Below are 25,041 nucleotides of genomic sequence, written 5' to 3'. Positions count from 1 at the left end.
AGCGGCTGAAGATTCAGGTGGCCGAGCCGCCGACCGTCAGCCCGCCGATCCGCAGGGTGGGCAGGCCGACGCCGACCGGCACCCACTGGCCCTGCTTGCCGCAATTGCCGATGCCGGGGTCCAGCGCGAGGTCGTTGCCGATGGCGCGGACGTGCTGAAGCGCCGTCGCGCCGTCGCCGATCAGCGTGGCGCCGCGGATCGGATTGCCGACCACGCCGTTCTTCACGCGATACGCCTCGGTGCAGGAAAACACGAACTTTCCGCTTGTGATGTCCACCTGACCGCCGCCGAAGCCGACCGCGTGGATGCCGTCGTCAAGGCCCGACAGGATCGCGCCCGGATCGTCGCCGCCGCCCAGCATGAAGGTGTTGGTCATCCGCGGCATCGGCGCGTGGGCGAAGCTTTCGCGGCGACCGTTGCCGGTGGGCGAGACGCCCATCAGCCGGGCGTTCTGGCGATCCTGAAGATAGCCGATCAGGATGCCATCCTCGATCAGGATGTTGCGGGCGGGGGGCGTGCCCTCGTCATCGACGCTGATCGAGCCGCGCCGATCGGGAATCGTGCCGTCGTCGATCACGGTGACGCCCGGCGCGGCGACGCGCTGGCCGACCAGCCCGGCGAAGGCCGAGGCCTTCTTGCGGTTGAAATCCCCTTCCAGCCCGTGGCCCACGGCCTCGTGCAGCAGGATGCCGGGCCAGCCGGGGCCGAGCACCACGTCCATCACGCCGGCCGGGGCGGGCACCGCGCGCAGGTTGACCAGTGCGATCCGCAGCGACTCGCGCACGAGGCCCTGCCAGTGATCCGGCTCCATCAGCGCCGACAGGCCGAAGCGGCCGCCGCCGCCGGCGCTGCCGCTTTCGCGGCGGGCGTTGGATTCCACGATCACCGACACGTTCAGCCGCGCCATCGGGCGGATGTCCGAGACGATCCCGCCTTCGGGCCGCAGGATCGCGACCTCCTGCAAGGACGAGGCGAGCGAGGCCGTCACCTGCACCACGCGCGGGTCCAGATCGCGGGCGAAGCCGTCGATGTCGCGCAGGGTGGCGACGCGGCGCGAGAACTCGATCCCTTCGACCGGGTCGATCCCGTCGTAAAGCGCCGGGCCGGGACCGGGCGGGGGCGGCGCGAGCGTTCCGCCGCCGCTGCCCACCGCCAGCCGCGCCATGTCGGCGGCATCGCGCAGCGCCTCGTCGGTGATGCGGGTCGAATGGGCGTAGCCCGTCACCTCGCCCCGCACCGCGCGCAGGCCGAAGCCCTGCGCCGCGCCGTAGCCCGCGTTCCGCAGCCGGCCATCGTCGAAGACCAGCGACTCGGAGCGCATACGCTCCACAAACAGCTCGCCATCGTCGGCGCCGTCGGTCGCGCCGCGCAGGATCGCGAGCGCCCTGTCGGGATCGATCAACTGCTCGAAGGGCGAAAAAGGGTGTATCATGATCCTTCACGGCTATGAGGTTTCGGGATCGGAGTCGATAGGCGGAACACGCTCCAGCACACGCTCTATAGGTTTGCCTTGTTCCCTCGCGGCAAATATGCTTTCGGAGACAGTGAATTTGCGCTGGCTCAAACAGGGCCGCGCGGCCGAGGGGCGACAGGATACGAGGACGGACGATGGCAGGATGGGCTTTGGGCCGCAAAGCGGCGCTGGGTGCGGCGATCTCGGCATGGGCGGCGCTGCCGGCGGCGGCGCAGGACATGCTGGGCGATCTGCCCGTGATCGGCCGCCCGGTGGACGGCGGGATGAACTTCCAGCCGGCGGTCACCTCGATCGCGGTGGAGCAGCAGGCGCTGGACCTGATGGTGCTGTGGATCATCGGCCTCATCACGCTGTTCGTCTGCGTGCTGCTGGTCTGGTGCATGATCCGCTACAACGCGCGGACGAACCCGGTTCCGGCCCGCTTCAGCCACAACACCCCGGTCGAGATCCTGTGGACTCTGGTCCCGGTGCTGATCCTGATCGTGATCGGCGCCTATTCGCTGCCGGCGCTGTTCCGCTCGCAGGAGATGCCGAACAACCCGGATCTGGTCATCAAGGCCATCGGGCACCAGTGGTACTGGTCCTATGAATACCCGGACGACGGGGTCGTCTTCGACAGCCTGATGCTGGAGCGCGACCAGCTCGCCGAGGCGGGCTACGAGGATCAGGACTACCTGCTGGCGACCGATACCGCGATGGTCGTGCCGGTGGGGGCCACCGTGCTGATGCAGATCACCGCTTCGGACGTGATCCATTCCTGGGCCATGCCCGCCTTCGCCATCAAGCAGGACGCCGTGCCGGGGCGGATCGCGCAGGCCTGGTTCAAGGTCGATCAGGAAGGCGTCTATTTCGGCCAGTGCTCGGAGCTTTGCGGCATCAACCACGCCTACATGCCGATCACCGTGAAGGCCGTCAGCCAGGAGAAGTATGACGCATGGCTGGCCGAGGCGCAGGAAATCTTCGCCGCCGACGCCGCCGACCATCTGCCAGCCGCGCCGGTCCAGCTGGCGCTGGCGAACTGAGCCGGAAGGGAACGCCGTGTCGGATATCCGCGCATATGACGCCCGGCCCGAGGCAGAGTTCGGCGACTATGTCGCGCTGCTGAAGCCGCGCGTCATGTCGCTGGTGGTCTTCACCGCCTTCGTCGGGCTGGCCGTCGCGCCGGTGCATCTGAACCCGTTCGTCGCGGTCTGCTCGATCCTGTTCATCGCCCTGGGGGGCGGCGCCTCGGGCGCGCTGAACATGTGGTATGAATCCGACATCGACGCCGTCATGCGCCGCACGGCGCGCCGCCCGATCCCGTCGGGCCGCGTCAGCCGCGGCGAGGCGCTGGGGGTCGGGCTGTTCCTTGCCGGGCTGTCGGTGATGATGCTGGGGCTGGCGGCGAACTGGTTCGCGGCCGCGTTCCTGGCGTTCACCATCTTCTTCTATGCCGTGGTCTATACGATCTGGCTGAAACGCTCGACCCCGCAGAACATCGTCATCGGCGGCGCGGCGGGGGCGTTCCCGCCGATGATCGGCTGGGCCTGCGCCACCGGCGGGATCAGCACCGAATCGCTGCTGATGTTCGCGCTGGTCTTTTTCTGGACGCCGCCGCATTTCTGGGCGCTCGCGCTGTTCATGAAGGACGACTACTCCAAGGCCGGCGTTCCGATGCTGACGGTGACGCATGGCCGCGCCGCCACCCGGCGGCACATCCTCGCCTATACGCTGGTGCTGGCGCCCTTCGCGCTGTGGCTGGGGCTGACCTCGGTCGGCGGGCCGATCTACATGGCGGTCGCCGTGGTCATGAACGCGCTGTTCATCGCCGGCGGCTGGCGCATCCTGCACCGGTCCGAGGATGCGGCCGTTGCCGATGGCTACAAGGCCGAAAGATCGTTCTTCAAGTTGTCGCTCTATTACACCTTCCTGCATTTCGCCGCGCTGCTGGTCCAGCACGTCGCCGGGGGGATGTGATGGCGCTGCATGTCGAGCATGACCTTCACCGCCGCCGGCGGGGCCGTAATATCGGGCTCGCCGTGCTGCTGGTGCTGTTCGTCGCACTGGTCTTTGGCCTGTCGATCGCGAAGATCGGACAGGGCGACATGATGGAGGCGTTCGACCACCAGCCGCGCGCCTCGAAGCTGCCGCTCGATCCGGCGGCGACGCTGTCCGACCCCGGCCCCGCGCCGGTGCCGGCAGCTGAACCGGAGGTGATCCAATGAACCCGAATACCCGCGTCGTCATCCGCCTTGTCAGCGTCGTGCTGATCATGGGCGCTCTTGGCTGGGCGGCGGTCCCGTTCTATTCGTGGTTCTGCCGCGTGACCGGCTTTGCCGGCACCACCAGCGTCGCCGAGGCGGAATCCGACGTGGTTCTGGACGAGCTGGTCCGGGTGCGCTTCGATTCCAACATCGCCCCCAACCTCGACTGGACCTTCCGTCCGATGCAGCGCGAGATGACGATGAAAATCGGGGAAACCGGCCTCGCCTTCTACGAGGCGGTCAACAACTCCGACGAGACGATCATCGGCACCGCGACCTACAACGTCTCGCCCGATTCCGCCGGCTACTACTTCGAGAAGCTGGACTGCTTCTGCTTCACCGAGCAGGAGCTGAAGCCGGGCGAGCGGGTGGAAATGCCGATCACCTTCTTCGTCGATCCGGGGATCGTGACGGACCGCGACGCCAAGAAGGTGCGCGACATCACCCTGTCCTATACCTTCTTCCGCAAGGACGAGCCCGTGCGGCGGTCGGCAAGCGCCACCACCGCCCCGGCGCCCGCCCCATCCGTGAATTGAACCCACAGACCTAAAGACGGAGCCGTCGCATGGCGCACGCGAAAAACCACGATTACCACATCCTGCCGCCGTCCGTGTGGCCCTTCATCGCTGCGATCGGTGTCTTCGTCATGCTCACCGGGGCCGTGTTCTGGATGAAGGGCACGGCACTCATTCCGGGGCTGCCGGTCTGGATCGTCTTCGGCGCCGGGCTGCTGACGGTGCTCTACTGCATGTATGGCTGGTGGTCCGACGTCGTCCACGAGGGCAATACCGGCGATCACACCCCGGTCGTGCGGATCGGGCTGCAATACGGCATCATCCTGTTCATCATCTCGGAAGTGATGCTGTTCGCCGCCGCCTTCTGGGCCTTCTTCAAGCACGCCATGTATCCGATGGGCGAGCTGAGCCCGATCAAGGACGGCGTGTGGCCGCCGGAAGGCATCATCCCGTTCGATCCGTGGCATCTGCCGCTGATCAACACGCTGATCCTGCTGCTGTCGGGCGTCGCCGTGACCTGGGCGCACCATGCCTTCGTCCACGAAGGCGACCGGAAGACGACCATCCGCGGCCTCGCCGTCGCGGTGTTCCTGGGCATCGCCTTCACCTTCCTGCAAGCCTACGAATACAGCCATGCGGCGTTCGGCCTGTCGGACACCGCCTATGGCGGCGTGTTCTACCTGGCCACCGGCCTGCACGGCTTCCACGTCATCATCGGCACGATCTTCCTGACCGTCTGCCTGATCCGCTTCATGCGCGGGCAGATGACGCAGGAAAGCCATACCGGCTTCGAGGCGGCGGCCTGGTACTGGCACTTCGTGGACGTGGTCTGGCTGTTCCTGTTCGCCGTGATCTACGTCTGGGGCCGCTGATCCGGTCAGAGATTTACGGGGGCGCGCGGGGTCGATTCCGCGCGCCTCCTGCATTGGGGAAGGCGATGGACAGGGAACGGGGCACGCTGCGCCGGATCATCGGGCCGCTGCTGCTGGGCGTCGTCGGGACGGCGATCCTGCTGGCGCTCGGTTTCTGGCAGCTTCAGCGGATGGAGTGGAAAGAGGCGATGCTGGACCAGATCCGGCAGGGCATCGCCGCGCCGCCCGGCCCGCTTCCGGCCGGGATCGACCCGTCGATGAAATACCGCCCCGTCACCCTGACCGGCACCACCACGGGCGACGAGATCCTCGTGCTGTCCGGCACCAAGGAAGCGGGCGGGGGTTACAACGTCATCTCCGGCTTCGTCACCGATGACGGGCGGCGGATCATGCTGGATCGTGGCTTCGTCCCGCAGGACGACCGCCATGCCGAACGCCCGCCGGTGCGGCTGCGGGTGAACGGCAACCTGCACTGGCCGGATGAGAAGGGCAGCGCCACGCCCGACCCGAACCTGGCCGAGGGCATCTGGTTCGCCCGCGACGTGCCCGCGATGGCGGCCGTGCTGGACACCCAGCCGGTGCTGGTGGTCGTCGGCGCCGTGGGGGGCGACGCGCAGGGAGTCATGCCGATCCCGGTCTCGGTCGGCGGCATCCCGAACAATCACCTGTCCTATGCCGTGCAGTGGTTCCTGCTGGCGGCGGTCTGGGCAGGGATGACAGCGCTGCTGATCTGGCGTATCACTCGGCGCCGGTCGTGAAGGCCACCCGCAGCCGCAATTCCGACCGTTTTCAGGACCCCGCCATGCACTACATCTCCACCCGCGGCGCCGCGCCCGTCCTGAACTTCGCCGAGGCGATGATGACCGGGCTGGCGCGGGATGGCGGGCTCTATGTCCCGCAGACGATCCCGCAAATGACGCCCGAGGACATTGCGGCGCTGGAGGGCCTGTCCTACGAGGAAGCCGCCTTCCGCGTCATGCAGCCCTTTGTCGCGGAAAGCTTCACGGAAACCGAACTGCGCGAGGCCATCGCCCGCGCCTATGCCGGCTTCCGCCACGCCGCCCGCGCGCCGCTGGTGCAGCTTGCGCCGGGGCATTTCCTGCTGGAGCTGTTCCACGGGCCGACGCTGGCCTTCAAGGACTTCGCCATGCAGCTGATCGGGCAGCTGTTCCAGATCGCCCTTGCGCGCGAGGATCGCCGCATCACCATCGTCGGCGCGACCTCGGGCGACACCGGCTCCGCGGCGATCGAGGCGTTCCGCGGCCTGCCCAACGTGGACGTGTTCATCCTGTTCCCGCATGACCGCGTCAGCGAGGTGCAGCGTCGGCAGATGACCACGCCGGGCGAGGCGAATGTCCACGCGCTGGCCATCGACGGCACCTTCGACGACGGGCAGGCGCGGCTGAAGGATCTGTTCAACGACCACGCCTTCCGCGACGAGGTGGGTCTTGCCGGCGTCAACAGCATCAACTGGGCGCGGGTGCTGGCGCAGGTGGTCTATTACTTCACTTCGGCCGTGTCGCTGGGGGCACCGCACCGCAAGGTCAGCTTCACCGTCCCGACCGGCAATTTCGGCGACATCTTCGCGGGCACCATCGCGCGGGCGATGGGCCTGCCGGTGGATCGGCTGGTGGTTGCGACCAACCAGAACGACATTCTCGACCGGGCGCTTTCGGGCGGCGAATACCGCGTCGGACGGGTGCAGCCGTCGATCTCGCCCTCTATGGACATCCAGGTCAGTTCCAACTTCGAGCGGGCCTTGTTCTACGCCCATGACGGCGACGGGCGGGCGGTGGCGCAACTCATGGACGAGCTGAAGACCTCGGGCGGGTTCAACATCGCCCAAGGCGCGCTGGAGCATCTGCGCGAGATCTACGATTCGGGCCGGGTGTCCGAAACCGAGACGCTGGCCGCCATTGCACGCATCCGGGCCGAGACCGGCGAGATCGTCTGCCCCCACAGCGCCGTGGGGATCGACGTGGCGCAGCGGCACGTGAAGACCGGCACGCCGATGATCACCCTGGCCACCGCCCATCCCGCCAAGTTCCCCGACGCGGTCGAGCAGGCGATCGGGCTCCGCCCCGACCTGCCGCCCCACATGGCCCGGCTGTTCGACCTGCCCGAGCGCGTTACTCAGGTTGAAAATGACAACGAGGCGCTTAAATCCCTGATCCTGCAAAGGAGATCGGCTTGAGCGACATTCGGATCACGACCCTTCCCAACGGCCTGCGCATCGTCACCCGCGCGATGCCCGGCCTTCATTCGGCCAGCGTCGGCGTCTGGGTAGGGGCGGGCGGGCGCGACGAGCGGCCCGAACAGAACGGGATCGCGCATTTTCTGGAGCACATGGCCTTCAAGGGCACGGCGCGGCGCAACGCGTTGCAGATCGCGGAATCGATCGAGGATGTGGGGGGCTACATCAACGCCTATACCTCGCGCGACGTGACCGCCTATTACGCGCGGGTGCTGTCGGCGGACGTGCCGCTGGCGCTGGACGTGATCGGGGACATCCTGCTGAACTCGACCTTCGATCCGCGCGAGATCGAGGTCGAACGCGGCGTGATCCTGCAGGAGATCGGGCAGTCGCTGGACACGCCCGACGACGTGATCTTCGACTGGTTGCAGGAAGCGGCCTACCCGGACCAGCCGATGGGCCGCACGATCCTCGGCCCCGCCGAGCGGGTGGCGGGCTTTGCGCGCGAGGATCTGGCGGGGTTCGTCGCCGAGCATTACGGCCCCGGCCAGATGATCGTCGCGGCCGCGGGCGCGGTCGATCACGACCGGATCGTCGCGCAGGCCGAGGAGATCTTCGGCCATCTCAAGCCGGTGATCGGCAGCGTCCGCGAATCCGCCCGCTGGCAGGGCGCGGAATCGCGCCGCGTGAAGCGGCTGGAGCAGGCGCATTTTGCGATGGCCTTCGAGGGGCCGGGCTACCGCTCGGACGATTTCTACGCCGCGCAGATCTGGACGGCGGCGCTGGGGGGCGGCATGTCCTCGCGGCTGTTCCAGAAGATCCGCGAGGAACGCGGCCTCTGCTACACGATCTTCGCCCAGTCCGGGTTCCACGACGACACCGGCATGACGACGATCTATGCCGGCACCTCGGGCGATCAGGTCGCCGACCTCGCGCATCTGACCATCGACGAACTGCGCCGCTCGGCCGATGACCTGACCGAGGCCGAGGTCGCCCGCGCCCGCGCCCAGTTGAAAGCCGGGCTGCTGATGGGGCTGGAAAGCCCGTCCTCGCAGGCCGAGCGGATGGCGCGGTCGCTGTCGATCTGGGGCCGTGTGCCCGACCCGGCCGAGGTCGCCGCCCGCATCGACGCGGTGACGGCGGCCGAGGTGCGCGCCCATGCGGCCCGCGCCATCTCCGGGGCCCGTCCCGCGCTGGCGCTTTACGGCCCTGTCCGCAAGGCCCCGCCGCTGGAGGCGCTGGCGGAACGGCTCGCCGCCTGATGTTCCGGTGGCCCCGCGCAGCACCGCGTCTGGTCACCGAACGCATGGTGCTGCGGCTGCCGGCGCATGGCGATTTCAGCGCCTGGTCCGCGCTGCGCGAGGAAAGCCGCGCATTCCTCACCCCGTGGGAGCCGATCTGGCACCACGATCACCTGACGCGCAAATCCTTCACCAACCGCGTCTATTGGGCGCAGCGGGCGAGCCGGGCCACGACCTCGCTGCCGCTGTTCCTGGTGCGGCATGACGGGGTGCTGCTGGGCGCGATCACGCTGGACAACATCCGCCGGGGTCCGGCGCAGATGGGAACGCTGGGCTACTGGATCGGCGCGCCCTTCGCCCGGCAGGGCTACATGGCCGAGGCGATCGGCGCGATGGTCGATCACGCTTTCGGCCCGCTGGATCTCAGCCGGATTGAGGCGGCCTGCCTGCCCGAGAACGCGCCCTCGCGCGGGGTGCTGGAGAAATCGGGATTCAAGTATGAGGGCGTCGCGCAGAGCTATCTGCAGATCGATGGCCGCTGGCGCAATCACGTCCTCTACGCCATCCTCCGCCGGGACCGCCGCGGGCGGACCGGGGCGGGGTAAAGGCGGGGGCTGCGCGCCCCCTGAATGGGGCCGGGGCCCCATTCATCCCCGCGGGATATTTGACCACCAAAGACCAGAAAGCCGGACCCGACGACATGCTTCACCCCGCCGACGACCGCCTTGCCGCGACCATGCCCGACGGCGTGCTGCGCCCGCTGGAAGCGCGTCACCTGGACGACCCGCGCGGCTATTATCGTGGGCAGGGCGGCCTTCTGGCCGCGCCCCGGACGGTCGAGGAGGTGTCGGCCGTCGTCCGCGCCTGCGCGGCGGCCCGCGTCGGGATCGTGACGCGCGGCGGCGGGACGGGGCTGGTCGGGGGCTCGGTCATGCCGGACGGCCCCGCGCCGCTGATCCTGTCGCTGGAGCGGATGACCGCGATCCGCGACATCTGGCCGGCCGAGGATGCGATGGTGGCCGAGGCGGGCGCGACATTGCAGCAGGTCCGCGATGCCGCCGAAGGCGCGGGGCGGCTGTTTCCGCTGTCGCTGGCGAGCCAGGGAACGGCGCAGATCGGCGGCGTGCTTGCCGCCAATGCGGGTGGGGTCAATGTGCTGCGCTGGGGCAATGCGCGGGCGCTGTGCCTCGGGATCGAGGCGGTGCTGCCCGATGGCAGCATCATCCGCGACCTCAAGCGGCTCAGGAAGGACAATACCGGCTACGACCTGCGCGACCTGCTGATCGGGGCGGAAGGAACGCTGGGCATCATCACCGCCGCCTCGCTGCGGCTGGTGGCGCGCCCGGTCGAGGTGGCGACGGCGATGCTGGCCGTGCCGGACCCGGCGGCGGCGCTGGCGCTGCTGAACCTTGCCAATTCGCGTCTGGCCGGCGGGGTATGGGCGTTCGAGTTGATCTCGGGTCAGGCGCTGGCCTTCATGGCCGAGACCCTGCCGGCCATCCGCCAGCCGCTGCCCGGCGCGCCGTGGTCGGTGCTGATTGACGTGTCGTTGCCCGAGGGCCTGCCCGCCGGCGTGGCGATCGAGGGGCTGCTGGAAGAAGCGATGGAGCAGGGCTTCGTCACCGACGGCGCGCTGGCGCAGTCGGGCGCGCAGGCGGCCGAGTTCTGGAACCTGCGCGAGCATCTGCCCGAGGCGAACCGCCGCATCGGCGCCATCGTCAGCCACGACATCAGCCTGCCCTTGTCGAAAATTCCCCGCTTCATCGACGATGCGGGGGCGATGCTGGCGCGGATGGGCGACATGCGGATCAACTGCTTCGGCCATCTGGGCGACGGCAATCTGCATTACAACGTCTTCCCCGCCGCGGGGCGCGTGCGCGACGAATATGCCCCGTTGCGCCCCGCCATTCAGGAGGCGGTTCACCAGATGGTCGTGGACCGGGGCGGCTCGTTCTCGGCCGAGCATGGGGTGGGGCGGATGAAGGTCGCCGATCTCGCCCGCTGGGGCGATCCGGCCAAGCTTGCCGCGATGCGGGCGGTCAAGGCGGCGCTGGACCCGTTGGGGATCATGAATCCCGGCGCGGTGCTGGCTTGAAGCGGCGGGCTTGAAGCGAAGGCGGGCGGGCGCTATCTGACAGCGCGAAAGGACGACCTTTCCCCATTTCGGGCGCAGCGATCGGGACGGCCCGCCAGCTACGGACATCCCTAATGCGCACCACCCGCGACCGTATCCGCCACGCGATCCTGTTCGAGGCCATCGGCCTGGTCTTTCTGATCGGCGGCGGCGCGCTGCTGACCGGCTTCGACGTGCAGGCCCTCGGCGTGATCGGCGTCGTCTCGTCGCTCGTCGCGACGGCTTGGGTCTTCGTCTATAACTGGCTGTTCGACCGGGCGATGCTGCGGATCCGGGGCAGCGTGGTGAAGACACATCCGATCCGCGCCCTGCACGCCCTGCTGTTCGAGGTGGGGCTGCTGGTCATCCTGCTGCCGTTCATCGCATGGATGCTGAACGCGACGCTGTGGCAGGCGTTCCTGTTCGATATCGGGATCGTGATCTTCTACCTGGTCTACGGCTACGTCTTCAACTGGACCTATGACCGTATCTTCCCGCTGCCTGAGGCGCGGGCAGCGTAGTCAATCGCCCTCGAACTCGCAGAGGACATGCACGTCCACCCCGGCAGCTTCCAGCACCCGCCGGCCGCCGAGTTCGGGCAGGTCCACGACGAAAGCGGTTCCCACCACCTCGGCCCCCAGACGGCGGCAGAGGGTGATCCCGGCCTCGGCGGTGCCGCCGGTCGCCAGCAGGTCGTCCACGATCAGCACCCGTTCGCCGGGCGCGATGGCGTTGTCGTGGATCTCCATCACCGCCTCGCCGTATTCCAGCGAGTAGGCCTGGCTCAGCACCGCGCCGGGCAGCTTGCCCCTCTTGCGGATCGGCACGAAACCGGTCGAAAGCTGGTGCGCCACCGCGCCGCCGAGGATGAAGCCCCGCGCCTCAAGCCCCACGACCTTGTCGATCCGCATCCCGGCATAGGGGGCGAGCAGCTGGTCCACCGCCATGCGGAAGCCGCGCGCGTCGGCGAACAGCGTCGTCACGTCGCGGAAGATGATCCCCTCGTGCGGGAAATCGGGGATGCTGCGGATGTAATCCTTGACGGTCTTCCGCACGGGGCGGGGGGCTACGCTCATGGGCGCTCCTGCATACGGCTTTCAGGGCCGGATCATCTCGAAGGTTTCGGTGACGTGGGCGTAATCGCCGCGATAGCCCATCCGGCCGATCCAGCCGGTGGCACGCAGATCGAACAGCCCCTGCTCGTTGATGCAGTCGTCGCGGATATGAATGCCGGTGACGACACCCAGCACCAGCCAGTTCGCCTCGCCCGCCTGCCGCATGACCCGTGTCGCGCGGCATTCGAGGGCGGCGGCGGCGCCCGCCACGCGCGGGCAGTCGATCGTGTCGCATTCGGCCGCCGCGATCCCGGCGGCCTCGAACTCGTTCACCCCCGCGGGATAGATCTTGGTGGATGCGTTCATCGCGTCCTTCAGCCCGTAATCGGCGATGTTGACGCAGAAGACGCGCGATTCCGCGATCTGCGCCACGCTGTCCTTGGTGCTTCCCCGGTCGTCCTTGGAGCCGGTCGAGGCGAACATCACCTGCGGCGGGACATAGGCGGTGGCGTTGAAGAAGGAATAGGGGGCGAGGTTGTCGCCCTGCCGGCCGCGGGTGGAGATCCAGCCGATCGGGCGCGGGGCGACGATGGCGTTCCACGGGTTATGCGGCAGGCCGTGGCCGTTTTCGGGTCGGTAGAACATGGCGCGGCCCTTCCTTCTGTGCGCTGTCCGGCATACTTGCCGCGCGCGCGTCCTGCAACAACCGCCCGCGCGGGCGCCCCCGATTTTACCCGTTCAAACCGCTGCCCACGGGTGTTAACCACCCGTGGACCCGTGACGATCTGTCCGCCAAGAGGTCCGATGTACGAGCTCTGCCCCGAAACCGACGCCGACACGCCCGAGATCGAGGCGCTGCTGGACCTGTGTTTCGCGCCGGGCCGGTCCGCGCTCAGCTCCTATCGGCTGCGCGAAGGGGTGCCGAAGGTCGCGCAGCTCTGCCTCTGCCTGCGGAACGGTGCCGATGCGGTGGTGGCCGCGATCCGCTTCTGGCCGGTGCGGGTGGGGGGCAAGCCGGTCCTGCTGCTGGGTCCGGTCGCCGTCCACCCCACGGCGCAGGGCGAGGGGCTGGGCGGGATGCTGATGCGCGAAAGCCTGTCCCGCGCCGAGGCGATGGGCTGGTCGCGGGTGATGCTGGTGGGCGACGCGCCCTATTATTCCCGCTTCGGCTTCAGCAGGCTGGACGAGGTCGAGATGCCGCCCCCGACCAACCCCGACCGGGTGCTGGGGCTGGAACTTGTGCCCGGCGCATGGGTTGACGTGCGCGGCCCCGTGACGCGCGAGACCACGCCCGAGGTTCACGCGGCGCTGGCCGAAATCGAAAGCACCGCCGACCTGAGCGAGGCCTGCATCGAGGTCGAGCCGTTGAAGGAGTCCCGCCGATGACCGCGTCCGACGTGCCCCGCCGCGCCCCCGCCCGTGCCGAGGTGCTGCCGCCGATCACCGACCCGTCGGTCCATGCCGAGATCGATCGGCTTGCCCGCCGCTATGTCGATGCGGGCGGGCTGGGGATGGACATCCTGTCCGCGGTCGGGGGCGGCGCGCAGACGGTGATCGAGAAGCTGCCGGGCTTCGTGCGGGGCCGGCTGGACCATGTGACCATGTCGGGGCTGACCCGCGCGGTGCGGGTCGCGGGCCGGTCGCGCCGGGTGGTGCGGGACCGGGGCGACTGGTTCAACCGCCTCGCCTCCAGCGTGACCGGCGCGGCGGGGGGCGTCGCCGGGCTGCCGGGGGCGATGGTGGAACTGCCGCTGACGATCACCATGCTGCTGCGGTCCATCCTCGACATCGCGGCCGAGCATGGGTTCGACCCCGACGACGACGATATCCGCATGGAGGCGCTGCGCGTCTTCGCCGCCGCCGGGCCGATGGCGGATGACGACGGCACCGATCTGGGGCTGCTCGCTGCCAAGATGTCGATCACCGGCCAGACCGTGCAGGGGCTGATCGCCCGCATCGCCCCGCGCCTGTCGGCGGTGCTGGGGCAGAAGCTGGCCGCGCAGGCGACGCCCGTCTTCGGGGCGCTGGCCGGGGCCACGATCAACTACACCTTCGCGCGCTACTATCAGGAACTCGCCCGCGTCCAGTTCGGCCTGCTGCGGCTGTCGCAGGAATCCGGCACCCCACGCGAGGCGCTGCTGGAGGCGATCCGCCGCCGGATCGAGCAGCTGCGGGCCGAACGCCCCCTGCGGCGCGGCTGACGCCGGCTCAGCGCCGGGCGGCCCACCAGCGCCGGATGCGCGAGACCCCGCCGCCCTTCGCGGCGGGCACACGCTGCTCGACCCGGACCAGCCGCCCCTCGCGCCGGTCGATGAAGCGGTTCCACGCCCGCCAGACCACCGCCAGCAGCACGCCGATGATCCCGAGGATCAGCATGGCGGGCCAGTTCATCGGCTGCACGTCCGGCCCGGCGACCGGGCGGATGCCGATGGCGTTCGGATAGACCGACCACCACGGAATCCGCCAGCCATAGGCCGAGACGCTGACCCATTTCGGGCTCTCGGCCGTCGAGACCTGATCCGAGGCGACCGCGTGCAGGTTGGCGCTGTCGTATTTGAAATAGGGCGGCCAGATCAGCCCCGTATCCTCGTTGCGATAGACGAAGGGCTTTCCGTTCGGCCGCACCGCCGCGATGAAGCGCACGTCGCGCCGCCCGTCCGAGGTCTCGACCGCGCCGGTGTCGGGCGAGGCGTAGAAGATCGCGTTCGTGCCGTTCAGGTCGATCAGCTGGTTGTAGACGTTGGTGATCCGCACCGTGTTGCGCGACGGCAGGATGTAGTCGAGCGACAGGAACACCGCGACGCCGAACAGCACCCCGATGACGACCTGGAAAATGCGCATGAACGGTCCCCTTCAGGTATGGTTCACCAGATAGATGATCGTCAGGATCGCCGCCAGTGGCACGATCATCACCAGCCAGACCAGCCGCGCCCGCCATGTCCGCTCGAACCCCGCCATCGCGCGCTGGACGAACAGGCGGCGCACCTCGCTGTCGCCGCGCGGGTGACGCTCGTCCCATTCGCGTTCCAGCCGAATGATCTCGGTGGTGCGCAGCCAGCGGCGGATGATGACGAAGATCGCCGCCTCGAACAGCAGGATGATGGCGACGAAGCGCAGCAGGGCCACGGGATCACCAGTGCGGCGGGCGCTGGTCGGCCAGCGGGATCGCGCCCTCGGCGGCCTCGCGGTCGGCCTCGCGCTCCATCAGCAGGCCGACATGGCGGCCAATGCGCCGGAGCTCGGCATCCTGCCGGGCGATCACGTCCGACAGATCCTCGACCACGCGCTGCAGATGCGCGATCCGCTCTTCCACCGCCTGCAACTTGTCCATGCCGCCCCCTTCCGTTAAGCGGTCCCCGCGACCTACAGGATATCCCCAATGGCCAAGGAACAGAAACCGCGCCGCCCGCGCGCCGAGACGCCCAAGGGCTTTCGTGACTACTTCGGCGCAGCGGTCACGGAACGCAACCGGATGCTGGAGAAGATCGCCGAGATCTATCGGCTTCACGGCTTCGACGCGCTCGAAACCAGCGGTGTGGAGACGGTCGAGGCGCTGGGGAAGTTCCTGCCCGACGTGGACCGGCCCAACGCGGGCGTCTTCGCGTGGCAGGAGGAGGCGGTTCCGGGCGGCGGCTCGGGCGACTGGCTGGCGCTGCGCTATGACCTGACGGCGCCGCTGGCGCGGGTCGCGGCGCAGTATCGCAACGATCTGCCGAGCCCTTATCGGCGCTATGCGATGGGCCCGGTCTGGCGCAACGAGAAGCCGGGGCCGGGGCGGTTCAGGCAGTTCTATCAGTGCGATGCGGATACGGTGGGCGCTGCGAGCGTCGCGGCGGATGCCGAGATCATCGCCATGCTGGCTGATGCGCTGGAGGCGGCGGGGATCGCCCGCGGCGACTATCTGGTGCGCGTGAACAACCGCAAGGTGCTGAACGGTGTGCTGGAAGCCGCGCGGGTCGAGCCTGGCCAGGCGGCGGACGTGCTGCGCCAGATCGACAAGTTCGACAAGGTCGGCGAGGCGGGTGTGCGCGAGCTGCTGACCACAGGACGCACGGATGCATCCGGCGCGGAAATCCCCGGCGTGGGGCTGGAGCCGGCGCAGGCTGATCCGGTGATCGCGTTCCTGACCTCGAAGGGCGACACGAATGACGAGACGCTTTCCAATCTCCGCTCGGCGGTGGGAGTCTCTGCCATCGGCGCGGAAGGGGTGGAAGAACTGGCGCAGATCGCCGCGATGCTGGACGCGACGGGGATGGATGCGGACCGCGTCGTGATCGACCCTTCGGTCGTGCGCGGCCTTGGATACTACACCGGCCCGGTGTTCGAGGCGGAACTGACCTTCGAGATTCTCGACGACAAGGGCCGCAAGCGGCAGTTCGGCTCGGTCGCGGGCGGCGGGCGGTATGACGATCTGGTGGAGCGCTTCACTGGGCAGAAGGTGCCCGCGACCGGCGTTTCCATCGGCGTGGACCGGCTGCTCGCGGCGCTGCGCGAGAAGGGGCTGGCCGGGGCCGAGGCGCAGGGGCCGGTGGTCGTCACCGTCATGGACCGCGACCGGATGGCCGATTATCAGGCCATGGCGGCGGAACTGCGGGCAGCCGGTATCCGGGCCGAGGTTTATCTCGGCAATCCCAAGAACTTCGGCAACCAGTTGAAATACGCTGACAAGCGCGGTGCGCCGGTTGCGATCATTCAGGGCGGGGACGAGGCGGCGCGCGGGGTCGTGCAGGTGAAAGACCTCATCCTCGGCGCGAAGATTGCTGCCGAAGCCTCGGTCGAGGAATGGAAATCGCAGCCCGCGCAGGTCGAGGCCACGCGCGAGGCGCTGGTCGCCACCGTCCGCGAGATGCTGGCCAGATGATCCCGCGCACCGCCAAGGCGGCGGTGGGTCGCCGCATCCTCGACGCCTTTCTCGCCGCCGGCGCGGTCGAGGTCGCGCCGGACATCCTGCTGCCCGCCGACACCCTGCTGGATCTTTACGGCGAGGACATCCGCGCCCGCGCCTATCTCTCCACCGACCCGATCCGGGGCGAGGTCGTGCTGCGTCCCGACTTCACGGTGCCGGTCGTGCAGATGCACATGGCCCAGGGGGCGGAACCCGCGCGCTACTGCTATCTGGGCGAGGTGTTCCGCAAGCAGGACCACGGCGACACCCGGCCCGCGAACCCGCGCGACAACGAATATCTGCAGGCGGGGTTCGAGATGTTCTCGCGCGACGCGGGCGCCGATGCCGAGGTCTTCGCGCTGTTCCACGGCATCCTCGCCCCGCAGCGGCTGACGGCGACCATCGGCGACATGGACCTGATCCTTGACGCGGTCCGGGGCCTGCCGCTGTCGCAGGCCCGCTGCGCGATGCTCTCGCATCACATCTGGCGCCCCGCCCGGTTCGAGCGGCTGCTGGACCGTTTCTCGGCCCCCGCAAAACCTCGCGTCTTCGCCGTGAACGGCGCGCCGTGGACCGGCCTCCGCTCGGAAGCGGAGATGGCGGCCCGGATCGAGCGGCTGGAAACCGCGCGGGCCGAGCCGGTCCTGCCGCCGGAATGGCGCGAGCGGCTGGCGCGGCTGTTCGCCGTTGCGGGCCCCGCGCCCGAGGCGCTGGACGAGCTGCGCGTGCTGTCCGACCACATGCCCGCGATCGCCGAAGCGACCGAGCGGCTGGCCGCCCGGCTGGACGCGATCGCGGCGCGCGGGATCGACCCCGGAACGATCCTGTTCGACGCAAGCCACGGGCGGCGCACGATGGAATATTACGATGGCTTCACCTTCAGCTTCACCGCGCCGGGGCGCGAGGGCTGGCCGCCGGTCGCCTCGGGCGGGCGCTACGACGCGCTCACGAAGGTCCTGGGGCAGGGGGAGGCGATCCCCGCCGTGGGCGGCATCATCCGTCCCGGCCTGCTGACCGAGCTGGAACGATGCTGAAGCTGGGCGTGCCGTCCAAGGGGCGGCTGATGGAGCAGAGCTTCGACTGGTTCGCGGCCCGCGGCGTGCGGCTGGCCCGCAGCGGTTCGGGCCGGGAATATGCGGGCAGCGTGGACGGGGTGGACGGCGTTTCGCTGGTGCTGCTGTCGGCGGGCGAGATCCCGCGCGAGCTTGCGGCGGGCCGCATCCAGCTTGGCGTGACCGGCACCGATCTGGTGCGCGAGAAGCTGGCCGGCTGGCGCTCGGACGTGGTCGAGCTGGCGGCGATGGGTTTCGGCCATGCCGATCTGGTGCTGGCCGTGCCCGCCTGCTGGCGCGACTGCGAGGATCTGGACGACTTCGCCAGCATCGCGCGCGAGTTCCGGTTGGCGCACGGGTTCCGGCTGCGGATCGCCACCAAGTATCACCGGCTGGTCCGCGCCTTCCTGTCGGCGCATGAGGTCGCCGATTACCAGCTGGTGGACAGCCAGGGCGCGACCGAGGGAACCGTCGCCAATCTCACCGCCGAGGCGATCGCCGACATCACCTCGTCCGGCGAGACGCTGCGGGCGAACCACCTCAAGATCCTGCCCGACGCGCTGATCCACTCCAGCCAGGCGACGCTGCTTGCGAACCGGACGGCGGCCGAGGCGGCCTCTGTGCGCGAGCTCCTGCTGCGGCTGGGCGTTCACGCCGGCTGAGCGCCCTCACGCCGTCGTGGCGCAACCGGAGCGGCGCGTGCGGAGTTGCCGTGTGACAAAAGGATCTCCCATGCGCCTCCTCATCCTGCTCGCCAGCCTGCTTGCCACCCCCGCACTCGCCGCCACCCCCGAGGCGTGGGACGAGTTCCGCGCCGATGTTGCGGCCAAGTGCGGCGCCCTCGCGCCCGAAGGCGCGGCAGCGACGGTCGAGGTCAACCCGTTCGGATCGGAACGCTTCGGCGCCGCCATCGTCACCGTGCAGGCGGATGGCGGCGTGGTGGAGCGGATGGTCTGCATCTACGACAAGCAGTCCCGCGCCGCCGAACTCACCACACCCTTCGCGCCCGGCTGAGCGGGACCGATTTCCGCTCTCGTGCGTTGGGCCGGAGCTTTTTCGCTGAAAGGGAGACTGTCATGGTCAGTGCGAGCGAGATCAAGGAACACATGGAGATCGTCGGCGCCGATGGCGTCCACGTGGGCAAGGTGGATCATGTCCGGAGCGAGCGGATCAAGATGACCCGCAAGGACGAGGAGCACGGCCAGAAGGACGAGCATCACCATTATGTGCCGCTGTCGGCGGTCGCGTCCTGCGACGGCGGCAAGGTGTGGCTGTCTGCCGATGCCGCCAACGCCCGGCAGCTTTTTCAGGAGGAGGACGGCTCGCCCGTCGAGCATTCCTGACCTGACGTTTCCGGCCTGCCGCTACCGCGACGGGCCGGTTCAGATGCCGACCAGCGCGCGGGCGAATTCGCCCGGCTCGAAGGCGTCGAGGTCGTCGATCTGCTCTCCCACGCCGATCGCGTGGATCGGCAGGCCGAACCTGTCCGCCAGCGCCACCAGCACGCCGCCCCGCGCGGTGCCGTCGAGCTTGGTCATCACCAGCCCCGACACATCCGCCAGCTTGCGGAAGGTTTCCACCTGGCTCAGCGCGTTCTGGCCGGTGGTGGCGTCCAGCACCAGCAGGGTGTTGTGCGGGGCGCTGGGGTCCTTCTTGCGGATCACGCGGACGATCTTGGCCAGCTCCTCCATGAGATCCGCGCGGTTCTGAAGCCGCCCGGCGGTGTCGATCAGCAGCAGGTCCGCGCCCTCGGCCTCGGCCCGCGTCATCGCGTCATAGGCGAGGCTGGCGGGGTCGGACCCCTGCGGCGCGACCATGACGGGAACGCCGGCGCGCTGGCCCCAGACCTGCAACTGCTCGACCGCCGCAGCGCGGAAGGTGTCGCCGGCGGCGATCACCACCTTCTTGCCGGCGGCGCGGAACTGGCTGGCGAGCTTGCCGATGGTCGTGGTCTTGCCCGAGCCGTTCACGCCCACCACCAGCACCACCTGCGGCTTCTTCGGGTAAAGCGGCAGCGGGCGGGCGACCGGGGTCATGATCCGCGTGATCTCGCCCGCCAGCGCCTGCTTGAGTTCGGTCGCGCTGATGCGGCGGCCCATGCGGCCCTCGGCGATGTTCGCCGTCACCCGCAGGGCGGTGTCGGTGCCCATGTCGGCGGCGACGAGCATGTCCTCAAGCTCTTCCAGCATCTCGTCGTCGAGTTCGCGGCGCGGCTCGGCCGGGGCAGCGTCGCGGCCGAAGATGCGGCCCATCAGGCCGGGGCGGGCCTCAGCGGGCGGGGCGGGGGCTGCGGGCGGGGGGACCGGCGCGGGGGCGGGCTGAATGGCGCGGGGGGCGGGTTGTTCCGCCGGGGGGGGCGCCGGGTCGGCATGCTCCGCCACGAGGCTGTCGAGGCCCCCGCCGATCTTCGACGAGGACTTGGTCAGACGCTCGCGCAGCTTGGAAAAGAACGACATGCCGGGCCACCTTTCGTTATCCAGCGGAAACTAGGGGCTTGAGGGGGAAAGGGGAAGGGCGGGCGCCGTCAGGGGTTCGAGCGGCCGTTCAGCCGCGCGTTCCAGTCCTCGACGGAGGCGTTGTCCAGCCGCCGCCGGGCCAGTTTGCGCCAGCTTTCCGACAGCACCTCCAGTTCTGCCATGGCGGCAAGCTCGGCGCGGTTCAGCCGGTCCACGTAGAGGTTGCGCCAGAGCCGATCCAGCGTCCAGTCGGGGGCGCGGCGGTCAAGAAGCTCCAGCGCGTCGCCGGGGGCGACCGGCCCCGGTTCGATCACGCGGTAATACCAGCCGGTGCGGCCGCTGTCCTGCACGCGGCGGGCCATGTCGGCCACGCCGAAGCGGAGGTTCAGCTTCCAGCAGGGCTGGCGGGCCTGGCTGACCTCGACCAGCGCCCTGCCCAGACGGAAGCGGTCGCCGACGGCGACGTCCCTTTCCGTCAGGCCCTCGCTCGACAGGTTCTCGCCGAAGCCGCCGGGTTGCAGGGCGGACAGGTCGCCCAGCTCAGCGCGCCATGCCGGGTAGTGACTGGCGTTGTAGTGGTGGACCGCCTTTTCCGGCCCGCCGTGATGGCGGCGGTCGGCCTGTTGGTCGCCCTCGAACCCCTCGGGGCTGAGCCGCAGGGCGCGGTCCACCGGGTGCTTGCCGATCGCGCTGAGGACGCCGGGGGCGATTTCGGCGGCGGGCCCGATGCGGATGGGCCCGATGCGGATGGTGGCGAGCGGGATCATGGCGGGACTCATGCGAAAGGGGCGACGCATCGCGCCGCCCCTTCATGCCGCAACCCACGCGCGAGGCAAAGCCCCGCAGGGGCATCAGGCCTCGTTCTTGTAGATGTCCACCAGCTTGCCCAGCATCGCCAGCGCATCCTCGCGGCTCCGCTGGAAGCTGTTGCGGCCGATGATCGAGCCGTTGCCGCCGCCGTCGCGGATCGCGCGGGCGTCCTCATAGACCGCGTCAGCGCCCTTGGCCGCCCCGCCCGAGAACACCACGATCCGGCGGCCGCCGAACGCGGCTTCCATGCAGTGCTTCACCCGCGCCGCCTGGGTCGAGATGTCGATGCCCTGCTCTTCATAGACCTTTCTGGCGTCCTTGTTTTCCAGATGGTCGGTCGAGAGCTTGATCTTGATGACATGCGCGCCCAGCAGCGCCGCGATCTGGGCGGCGTAGGCTGCGATGTCGATGGCGGTCTCGCCGTCCTTGCTGATCGCCTCGCCGCGCGGATAGGACCAGATCACCGTCGGGATGCCGACCGAGGCGGCCTCGGCGCGCATTTCGGAAATCTCCTCGAACATGTCGAGCGCCATGTCCGAGCCGGGGTAGATGGTGAAGCCGATGGCCGCGCAGCCGAGCCGCAGCGCGTCCTGCACGGTCGCGGTCACGGCCTGGTTCTTGCCCGCCGTGTCGCTCATCAGCGAGTTGGCACTGTTGCACTTGAGGATGGTGGGGATCTGACCGGCGAAGCTGTCCGCGCCCGCCTCGATCATGCCCAGCGGCGAGGCAAAGGCGTTCAGCCCGGCGTCAATCGCCAGTTGATAGTGATAGTGGGGGTCATAGCCCAGCGGGTTCTTGGCGAAGCTGCGCGCGGGGCCGTGTTCGAAGCCCTGATCGACCGGCAGGATGATCATCTTGCCGGTGCCGCCCAGCTTGCCGTTCATCAGCATGCGGGCCAGATTGCCCTTCACGCCGGGGTTCTCGCCTTCGTAGTTGGCGAGGATCTTCTTGACGGTATCGGTCATCTGCATGGAATACACGCTCCGCAACTGGAAAGAGGGATGCCGCTCACTTACCAGACCGTGCCTTGGGCGAAAGGCCGGTTGCGCTAACGGGCGGGGCGGGGCGGAACGGATCGGAGACGGCCGCGTTGACCCGGTTGCAACGGAGGAGAGCGTCATGATCCCGAGATCGTTCGTTCCCGTGGTGCTGGCCGCAAGCCTCGGCTTCGGCGCCCCGGTCCTGGCCCAGCAATCCGGCGCCCCGCCGGCGGAAGGCGAAGCCGCGGGGATGGCCCCGGCCAGTGCGGAAGCCTGGCTGCCCAGCCTCATCACCGACACGCCCGAGGCCGGATTCGATCTGGCGATCACCATGGCCCGCAAGGCGGTCACGACCACCCAGACCGAGCGCACCAACCTGCACGCGCTGCGTCCCGCCTATGCACACGACCCGGACAGCCTGATCCAGGTGTCGGGTGTGGTGGCCCGCTACTTCGCCACCATCGCCGAAGCGAACGACTACTGGCGGGAATAGGGCCGGGACGCCCCGTCAGTCCAGCGGCTGGGCCGTATAGCCCGCCTCGCGAATCGCGGCGATGGCGGGCTGGGTGCCGAGGTTCTCGACCGTGACCACCTTGGACGGCAGATCGGCCTTCGCGCTGCCACCCGCCGCCTCGATCGCCTTCTCGACGGCCTTCGTGCAGTGGCCGCAGGTCATGTCGTTCACCTGAAAGCGCATCGGACTTCCTTTCAAATTGACCGGAGCGGGTTTCCCGCGCATATCCGCGCTATCATGACCGACCTGAACCTCATCCGCAATTTCTCCATCGTGGCGCATATCGACCACGGTAAATCCACGCTTGCCGACCGGCTGATCCAGCTGACCGGCACAGTCGCCGAGCGCGACATGAAGGCGCAGATGCTCGACAGCATGGATATCGAGCGCGAGCGTGGCATCACCATCAAGGCCAACACCGTCCGCATCGCCTATCCGGCGAAGGACGGGCAGACCTATGTGCTGAACCTGATCGACACCCCCGGCCATGTGGACTTCGCCTATGAGGTCAGCCGGTCCATGCGCGCGGTCGAAGGCTCGCTGCTGGTCGTGGACGCGACCCAGGGGGTCGAGGCGCAGACCCTCGCCAACGTCTATCAGGCGATCGACGCGGGGCATGAGATCGTGCCGGTGCTGAACAAGATCGACCTGCCCGCCGCCGAGCCCGAGCAGGTCAAGGCGCAGATCGAGGACGTGATCGGCATCGACGCGGCGGACGCGGTGATGATCTCGGCCAAGACGGGCCTCGGGATTCCCGACGTGCTGGAAGCCATCGTCCACCGCCTGCCCGCGCCCAAGGGCACGCGCGATGCGCCGCTCAAGGCGATGCTGGTCGATTCGTGGTATGACGCCTATCTCGGCGTCGTGGTGATGATCCGCGTGATGGACGGCGTGATCCGCAAGGGCGACCGCGTCCGCATGATGCAGACCGACGCGGTTTATGGCATCGACAAGCTGGCCGTGCTGACCCCCGCCATGAAGGACATCGCCGAGCTTGGGCCGGGAGAGATCGGCGTCTTCACCGCCTCGATCAAGCAGGTCCGCGACACCCGCGTCGGCGACACCATCACGCACGAGCGCAAGGGCACCGATACCCCGCTGCCCGGCTTCAAGCCCGCTCAGCCGGTGGTGTTCTGCGGGTTGTTCCCCGTTGACGCCGCCGATTTCGACGCCCTGCGCGACGCGATCGAGAAGCTGGCCCTGAACGATGCGAGCTTCAGCTATGAGATGGAGACCTCGGCCGCGCTCGGCTTCGGCTTCCGCTGCGGCTTCCTCGGGCTGCTGCATCTGGAGGTCATCCGCGACCGGCTGGAACGGGAATACGACCTCGACCTCATCACCACCGCGCCGAGCGTCGTCTTCCGCCTGCACATGAAGGACGGCGAGGTGCGCGAATTGCACAACCCCGCCGACATGCCCGACCCGATGGAGATCGACCATATCGAGGAGCCGCGCATCAAGGCCACGATCATGGTCCCCGACGACTATCTGGGCGACGTGCTCAAGCTTTGCCAGGACCGCCGAGGCATCCAGCTGGATCTGACCTATGCCGGCAGCCGCGCGATGGTCGTCTATGACCTGCCGCTGGCCGAGGTGGTGTTCGACTTCTACGACCGGCTGAAATCGGTGACCAAGGGTTATGCCAGCTTCGACTACCAGATCTCGGAATACCGCGAGGATTATCTGGTCAAGATGTCGATCCTGGTGAACGACGAGCCGGTGGACGCGCTGTCGATCATGGTCCACCGCGACCGCGCCGAGGCGCGCGGCCGGGTGATGGTGGAAAAGCTCAAGGACCTGATCCCCCGCCACATGTTCAAGATCCCGATCCAGGCGGCGATCGGCGGCCGCGTGATCGCCCGCGAGACGCTGGCCGCGCTGCGCAAGGACGTGACGGCCAAGTGCTACGGCGGGGATGCGACGCGGAAGAAGAAGCTGCTGGAGAAGCAGAAGGCCGGGAAGAAGAAAATGCGCCAGTTCGGGAAGGTGGAAATCCCGCAGTCGGCGTTTATCTCGGCGTTGAAGATGGATGGGTGATGGCGCTACGCCTCACCCTCTAGTCCCTCGTCGCCCAGTTCATTGATGATCTCCTCCCACGGCCAATTTGCAGTTGCATATTTCCGATAGAACAAGACCGCGCGGTCAACAACGGCGACAGCATTTGATTGTTCTATGAACGTTAAAACCAATCCTTTTCCTCTGTCGTCGATCTGCAGGCGATCAAGGTTCCGAAGGATGGACTTTAGATTTCCCTGTTGAACGCGAGGCTGACGTGCGTGTGCGCGAGAGTAGATAGTTTGAAAAGGAACCCCTTGGATGAGTTCGTCATCTGAAGACTCGAAGCACGCCAACATCGCGTGAGCGTAGATGTTCGTGGAGCCCCTCCTGTTTCTAATGCCAGACGATACACGTCTGGAAAATTCCAGGTAAACCGCTTCGAGTTGCTCCGCATAGTTCATAGCTGCGCTTTCGTGAGCGTCAAATCTAGTGCAGAACTGTTTATCGGTCATCTTCTCAAATATTTGCGACTCATCTAGCGTCTCTAGGCTCCAGACTCATTGATTTCAGAGCCAGAAGAGGACGGTAGCGGCGAGAGCGACGGCGGACAGGAAGACGATGGGGCATCTGTCGTAGCGC

The 25,041-nt window shown here is 68.2% G+C and carries 31 protein-coding genes; 20 read left to right on the top strand and 11 right to left on the bottom strand.

What is annotated here, in order from left to right; all coding sequences use genetic code 11:
• Positions 1 to 13 precede the first annotated feature (13 nt).
• Positions 14 to 1,432: a metalloprotease TldD gene (gene tldD / locus KTN05_RS01640; protein ID WP_254367909.1), complete on the bottom strand. Its 1,419-nt coding sequence runs from the start codon at positions 1,430 to 1,432 to the stop codon at positions 14 to 16.
• Between the two features lie 176 nt (positions 1,433 to 1,608).
• Between tldD and coxB the strand changes: the two genes are divergently transcribed.
• The 11 genes from coxB to KTN05_RS01585 all read left to right on the top strand — a co-directional run bounded on the left by coxB (position 1,609) and on the right by KTN05_RS01585 (position 11,173).
• Complete coding sequence (coxB, locus tag KTN05_RS01635; RefSeq protein WP_217327638.1) at positions 1,609 to 2,496, top strand: cytochrome c oxidase subunit II; 888 nt, start codon at positions 1,609 to 1,611, stop codon at positions 2,494 to 2,496.
• 16 nt (positions 2,497 to 2,512) lie between these two features.
• Positions 2,513 to 3,430, top strand: a complete 918-nt coding sequence (gene cyoE, locus KTN05_RS01630) for a heme o synthase (RefSeq protein ID WP_217327637.1) — start codon at positions 2,513 to 2,515, stop codon at positions 3,428 to 3,430.
• Positions 3,430 to 3,678, top strand: coding sequence for a hypothetical protein (locus KTN05_RS01625; RefSeq protein ID WP_254367908.1), 249 nt, complete (start codon positions 3,430 to 3,432; stop codon positions 3,676 to 3,678). The genes cyoE and KTN05_RS01625 overlap by 1 nt, the downstream gene beginning before the upstream one ends.
• On the top strand, positions 3,675 to 4,253 hold the full coding sequence (locus tag KTN05_RS01620) for a cytochrome c oxidase assembly protein (protein WP_217327636.1): 579 nt from the start codon (positions 3,675 to 3,677) through the stop codon (positions 4,251 to 4,253). Before KTN05_RS01625 ends, KTN05_RS01620 begins: the two co-directional genes overlap by 4 nt.
• A 29-nt stretch (positions 4,254 to 4,282) precedes the next feature.
• Complete coding sequence (locus KTN05_RS01615; protein ID WP_217327635.1) at positions 4,283 to 5,104, top strand: cytochrome c oxidase subunit 3; 822 nt, start codon at positions 4,283 to 4,285, stop codon at positions 5,102 to 5,104.
• A 65-nt stretch (positions 5,105 to 5,169) separates the two neighbouring features.
• Entirely contained in the window at positions 5,170 to 5,862 is a 693-nt protein-coding gene (locus tag KTN05_RS01610) for an SURF1 family protein (protein WP_217327634.1), read from the top strand.
• Between the two features lie 44 nt (positions 5,863 to 5,906).
• Positions 5,907 to 7,298: a threonine synthase gene (gene thrC / locus KTN05_RS01605; RefSeq protein ID WP_217327633.1), complete on the top strand. Its 1,392-nt coding sequence runs from the start codon at positions 5,907 to 5,909 to the stop codon at positions 7,296 to 7,298.
• Complete coding sequence (locus KTN05_RS01600; protein ID WP_217327632.1) at positions 7,295 to 8,560, top strand: pitrilysin family protein; 1,266 nt, start codon at positions 7,295 to 7,297, stop codon at positions 8,558 to 8,560. The genes thrC and KTN05_RS01600 overlap by 4 nt, the downstream gene beginning before the upstream one ends.
• Entirely contained in the window at positions 8,560 to 9,144 is a 585-nt protein-coding gene (locus tag KTN05_RS01595; RefSeq protein WP_217327631.1) for a GNAT family N-acetyltransferase, read from the top strand. Before KTN05_RS01600 ends, KTN05_RS01595 begins: the two co-directional genes overlap by 1 nt.
• A gap of 95 nt (positions 9,145 to 9,239) precedes the next feature.
• On the top strand, positions 9,240 to 10,634 hold the full coding sequence (locus KTN05_RS01590; protein ID WP_217327630.1) for an FAD-binding oxidoreductase: 1,395 nt from the start codon (positions 9,240 to 9,242) through the stop codon (positions 10,632 to 10,634).
• Positions 10,635 to 10,747: 113 nt separating this feature from the next.
• Entirely contained in the window at positions 10,748 to 11,173 is a 426-nt protein-coding gene (locus KTN05_RS01585; protein ID WP_217327629.1) for a PACE efflux transporter, read from the top strand.
• Here KTN05_RS01585 and KTN05_RS01580 read toward each other — a convergent pair whose 3' ends face one another.
• Positions 11,174 to 11,728, bottom strand: coding sequence for an adenine phosphoribosyltransferase (locus tag KTN05_RS01580; protein ID WP_217327628.1), 555 nt, complete (start codon positions 11,726 to 11,728; stop codon positions 11,174 to 11,176).
• Positions 11,729 to 11,749: 21 nt separating this feature from the next.
• Positions 11,750 to 12,352, bottom strand: a complete 603-nt coding sequence (locus tag KTN05_RS01575; protein WP_217327627.1) for a flavin reductase family protein — start codon at positions 12,350 to 12,352, stop codon at positions 11,750 to 11,752.
• Between the two features lie 159 nt (positions 12,353 to 12,511).
• Here KTN05_RS01575 and KTN05_RS01570 point away from each other — a divergent pair, with 159 nt between their 5' ends.
• Positions 12,512 to 13,093 (top strand): GNAT family N-acetyltransferase, encoded by a 582-nt coding sequence (locus tag KTN05_RS01570; protein WP_217327626.1) that lies wholly within the window; start codon positions 12,512 to 12,514, stop codon positions 13,091 to 13,093.
• A complete protein-coding gene (locus KTN05_RS01565; RefSeq protein ID WP_217327625.1) occupies positions 13,090 to 13,908 on the top strand; it encodes an EcsC family protein in 819 nt (272 codons plus the stop codon). The genes KTN05_RS01570 and KTN05_RS01565 overlap by 4 nt, the downstream gene beginning before the upstream one ends.
• A gap of 7 nt (positions 13,909 to 13,915) precedes the next feature.
• Here the strand turns inward: KTN05_RS01565 and KTN05_RS01560 are convergent, their stop codons facing one another.
• The 3 genes from KTN05_RS01560 to KTN05_RS01550 are packed head-to-tail and all read right to left on the bottom strand — an operon-like array spanning position 13,916 to position 15,038.
• Positions 13,916 to 14,548, bottom strand: a complete 633-nt coding sequence (locus KTN05_RS01560; RefSeq protein WP_217327624.1) for a DUF1523 family protein — start codon at positions 14,546 to 14,548, stop codon at positions 13,916 to 13,918.
• 12 nt (positions 14,549 to 14,560) lie between these two features.
• Entirely contained in the window at positions 14,561 to 14,833 is a 273-nt protein-coding gene (locus KTN05_RS01555) for a hypothetical protein (RefSeq protein ID WP_217327623.1), read from the bottom strand.
• A 4-nt stretch (positions 14,834 to 14,837) separates the two neighbouring features.
• Positions 14,838 to 15,038, bottom strand: a complete 201-nt coding sequence (locus KTN05_RS01550) for a SlyX family protein (protein ID WP_217327622.1) — start codon at positions 15,036 to 15,038, stop codon at positions 14,838 to 14,840.
• 48 nt (positions 15,039 to 15,086) lie between these two features.
• Between KTN05_RS01550 and hisS the strand changes: the two genes are divergently transcribed.
• From hisS to KTN05_RS01525, 5 genes are all read left to right on the top strand, one after another.
• Positions 15,087 to 16,568, top strand: coding sequence for a histidine--tRNA ligase (gene hisS / locus KTN05_RS01545; protein WP_217327621.1), 1,482 nt, complete (start codon positions 15,087 to 15,089; stop codon positions 16,566 to 16,568).
• The gene (locus tag KTN05_RS01540) at positions 16,565 to 17,626 is read left to right on the top strand and encodes an ATP phosphoribosyltransferase regulatory subunit (protein WP_217327620.1); all 1,062 of its coding nucleotides are present in this window, start codon (positions 16,565 to 16,567) and stop codon (positions 17,624 to 17,626) included. Before hisS ends, KTN05_RS01540 begins: the two co-directional genes overlap by 4 nt.
• Entirely contained in the window at positions 17,620 to 18,306 is a 687-nt protein-coding gene (gene hisG / locus KTN05_RS01535) for an ATP phosphoribosyltransferase (protein ID WP_217327619.1), read from the top strand. Before KTN05_RS01540 ends, hisG begins: the two co-directional genes overlap by 7 nt.
• Before the next feature lie 70 nt (positions 18,307 to 18,376).
• Positions 18,377 to 18,658 carry a hypothetical protein gene (locus tag KTN05_RS01530; protein WP_217327618.1) on the top strand — a complete coding sequence of 94 codons (282 nt, stop codon included), beginning with the start codon at positions 18,377 to 18,379 and terminating at the stop codon, positions 18,656 to 18,658.
• Between the two features lie 62 nt (positions 18,659 to 18,720).
• Positions 18,721 to 18,987 carry a DUF2171 domain-containing protein gene (locus tag KTN05_RS01525; RefSeq protein WP_217327617.1) on the top strand — a complete coding sequence of 89 codons (267 nt, stop codon included), beginning with the start codon at positions 18,721 to 18,723 and terminating at the stop codon, positions 18,985 to 18,987.
• Between the two features lie 39 nt (positions 18,988 to 19,026).
• Here KTN05_RS01525 and ftsY read toward each other — a convergent pair whose 3' ends face one another.
• The 3 genes from ftsY to KTN05_RS01510 all read right to left on the bottom strand — a co-directional run bounded on the left by ftsY (position 19,027) and on the right by KTN05_RS01510 (position 21,881).
• Entirely contained in the window at positions 19,027 to 20,100 is a 1,074-nt protein-coding gene (ftsY, locus tag KTN05_RS01520; protein WP_217327616.1) for a signal recognition particle-docking protein FtsY, read from the bottom strand.
• 68 nt (positions 20,101 to 20,168) lie between these two features.
• Positions 20,169 to 20,879, bottom strand: coding sequence for an MOSC domain-containing protein (locus tag KTN05_RS01515; protein ID WP_217327615.1), 711 nt, complete (start codon positions 20,877 to 20,879; stop codon positions 20,169 to 20,171).
• 72 nt (positions 20,880 to 20,951) lie between these two features.
• Entirely contained in the window at positions 20,952 to 21,881 is a 930-nt protein-coding gene (locus KTN05_RS01510; RefSeq protein WP_217327614.1) for a class I fructose-bisphosphate aldolase, read from the bottom strand.
• Between the two features lie 148 nt (positions 21,882 to 22,029).
• On the opposite strand from KTN05_RS01510, the gene KTN05_RS01505 reads away from it, so the two are divergent.
• Positions 22,030 to 22,383, top strand: coding sequence for a hexameric tyrosine-coordinated heme protein (locus tag KTN05_RS01505; protein WP_254367907.1), 354 nt, complete (start codon positions 22,030 to 22,032; stop codon positions 22,381 to 22,383).
• Positions 22,384 to 22,398: 15 nt separating this feature from the next.
• Here KTN05_RS01505 and KTN05_RS01500 read toward each other — a convergent pair whose 3' ends face one another.
• The gene (locus KTN05_RS01500; RefSeq protein ID WP_217327613.1) at positions 22,399 to 22,587 is read right to left on the bottom strand and encodes a heavy-metal-associated domain-containing protein; all 189 of its coding nucleotides are present in this window, start codon (positions 22,585 to 22,587) and stop codon (positions 22,399 to 22,401) included.
• 54 nt (positions 22,588 to 22,641) lie between these two features.
• Here KTN05_RS01500 and lepA point away from each other — a divergent pair, with 54 nt between their 5' ends.
• On the top strand, positions 22,642 to 24,441 hold the full coding sequence (gene lepA, locus KTN05_RS01495) for a translation elongation factor 4 (protein WP_217327612.1): 1,800 nt from the start codon (positions 22,642 to 22,644) through the stop codon (positions 24,439 to 24,441).
• Positions 24,442 to 24,446: 5 nt separating this feature from the next.
• Here the strand turns inward: lepA and KTN05_RS01490 are convergent, their stop codons facing one another.
• A complete protein-coding gene (locus KTN05_RS01490) occupies positions 24,447 to 24,914 on the bottom strand; it encodes a hypothetical protein (RefSeq protein ID WP_217327611.1) in 468 nt (155 codons plus the stop codon).
• Positions 24,915 to 25,041 lie beyond the last annotated feature (127 nt).

This window comes from Paracoccus sp. Z118 (assembly GCF_019061185.1).
Classification (GTDB): Bacteria; Pseudomonadota; Alphaproteobacteria; order Rhodobacterales; family Rhodobacteraceae; genus Paracoccus.
This window is presented reverse-complemented; position numbering and strand designations above follow the sequence as displayed.

Bases quoted from the DNA above. Each gene is read 5' to 3' on its own strand.
- tldD (WP_254367909.1), bottom strand. From the start codon at position 1,432: ATGATACACCCTTTTTCGCCCTTCGAGCAGTTGATCGATCCCGACAGG.
- coxB (WP_217327638.1), top strand. From the start codon at position 1,609: ATGGCAGGATGGGCTTTGGGCCGCAAAGCGGCGCTGGGTGCGGCGATC.
- KTN05_RS01625 (WP_254367908.1), top strand. From the start codon at position 3,430: ATGGCGCTGCATGTCGAGCATGACCTTCACCGCCGCCGGCGGGGCCGT.
- KTN05_RS01620 (WP_217327636.1), top strand. From the start codon at position 3,675: ATGAACCCGAATACCCGCGTCGTCATCCGCCTTGTCAGCGTCGTGCTG.
- KTN05_RS01615 (WP_217327635.1), top strand. From the start codon at position 4,283: ATGGCGCACGCGAAAAACCACGATTACCACATCCTGCCGCCGTCCGTG.
- KTN05_RS01610 (WP_217327634.1), top strand. From the start codon at position 5,170: ATGGACAGGGAACGGGGCACGCTGCGCCGGATCATCGGGCCGCTGCTG.
- thrC (WP_217327633.1), top strand. From the start codon at position 5,907: ATGCACTACATCTCCACCCGCGGCGCCGCGCCCGTCCTGAACTTCGCC.
- KTN05_RS01595 (WP_217327631.1), top strand. From the start codon at position 8,560: ATGTTCCGGTGGCCCCGCGCAGCACCGCGTCTGGTCACCGAACGCATG.
- KTN05_RS01590 (WP_217327630.1), top strand. From the start codon at position 9,240: ATGCTTCACCCCGCCGACGACCGCCTTGCCGCGACCATGCCCGACGGC.
- KTN05_RS01585 (WP_217327629.1), top strand. From the start codon at position 10,748: ATGCGCACCACCCGCGACCGTATCCGCCACGCGATCCTGTTCGAGGCC.
- KTN05_RS01580 (WP_217327628.1), bottom strand. From the start codon at position 11,728: ATGAGCGTAGCCCCCCGCCCCGTGCGGAAGACCGTCAAGGATTACATC.
- KTN05_RS01575 (WP_217327627.1), bottom strand. From the start codon at position 12,352: ATGTTCTACCGACCCGAAAACGGCCACGGCCTGCCGCATAACCCGTGG.
- KTN05_RS01570 (WP_217327626.1), top strand. From the start codon at position 12,512: ATGTACGAGCTCTGCCCCGAAACCGACGCCGACACGCCCGAGATCGAG.
- KTN05_RS01565 (WP_217327625.1), top strand. From the start codon at position 13,090: ATGACCGCGTCCGACGTGCCCCGCCGCGCCCCCGCCCGTGCCGAGGTG.
- KTN05_RS01560 (WP_217327624.1), bottom strand. From the start codon at position 14,548: ATGCGCATTTTCCAGGTCGTCATCGGGGTGCTGTTCGGCGTCGCGGTG.
- KTN05_RS01550 (WP_217327622.1), bottom strand. From the start codon at position 15,038: ATGGACAAGTTGCAGGCGGTGGAAGAGCGGATCGCGCATCTGCAGCGC.
- hisS (WP_217327621.1), top strand. From the start codon at position 15,087: ATGGCCAAGGAACAGAAACCGCGCCGCCCGCGCGCCGAGACGCCCAAG.
- KTN05_RS01540 (WP_217327620.1), top strand. From the start codon at position 16,565: ATGATCCCGCGCACCGCCAAGGCGGCGGTGGGTCGCCGCATCCTCGAC.
- hisG (WP_217327619.1), top strand. From the start codon at position 17,620: ATGCTGAAGCTGGGCGTGCCGTCCAAGGGGCGGCTGATGGAGCAGAGC.
- KTN05_RS01530 (WP_217327618.1), top strand. From the start codon at position 18,377: ATGCGCCTCCTCATCCTGCTCGCCAGCCTGCTTGCCACCCCCGCACTC.
- KTN05_RS01525 (WP_217327617.1), top strand. From the start codon at position 18,721: ATGGTCAGTGCGAGCGAGATCAAGGAACACATGGAGATCGTCGGCGCC.
- ftsY (WP_217327616.1), bottom strand. From the start codon at position 20,100: ATGTCGTTCTTTTCCAAGCTGCGCGAGCGTCTGACCAAGTCCTCGTCG.
- KTN05_RS01515 (WP_217327615.1), bottom strand. From the start codon at position 20,879: ATGAGTCCCGCCATGATCCCGCTCGCCACCATCCGCATCGGGCCCATC.
- KTN05_RS01510 (WP_217327614.1), bottom strand. From the start codon at position 21,881: ATGCAGATGACCGATACCGTCAAGAAGATCCTCGCCAACTACGAAGGC.
- KTN05_RS01505 (WP_254367907.1), top strand. From the start codon at position 22,030: ATGATCCCGAGATCGTTCGTTCCCGTGGTGCTGGCCGCAAGCCTCGGC.
- KTN05_RS01500 (WP_217327613.1), bottom strand. From the start codon at position 22,587: ATGCGCTTTCAGGTGAACGACATGACCTGCGGCCACTGCACGAAGGCC.
- lepA (WP_217327612.1), top strand. From the start codon at position 22,642: ATGACCGACCTGAACCTCATCCGCAATTTCTCCATCGTGGCGCATATC.
- KTN05_RS01490 (WP_217327611.1), bottom strand. From the start codon at position 24,914: ATGACCGATAAACAGTTCTGCACTAGATTTGACGCTCACGAAAGCGCA.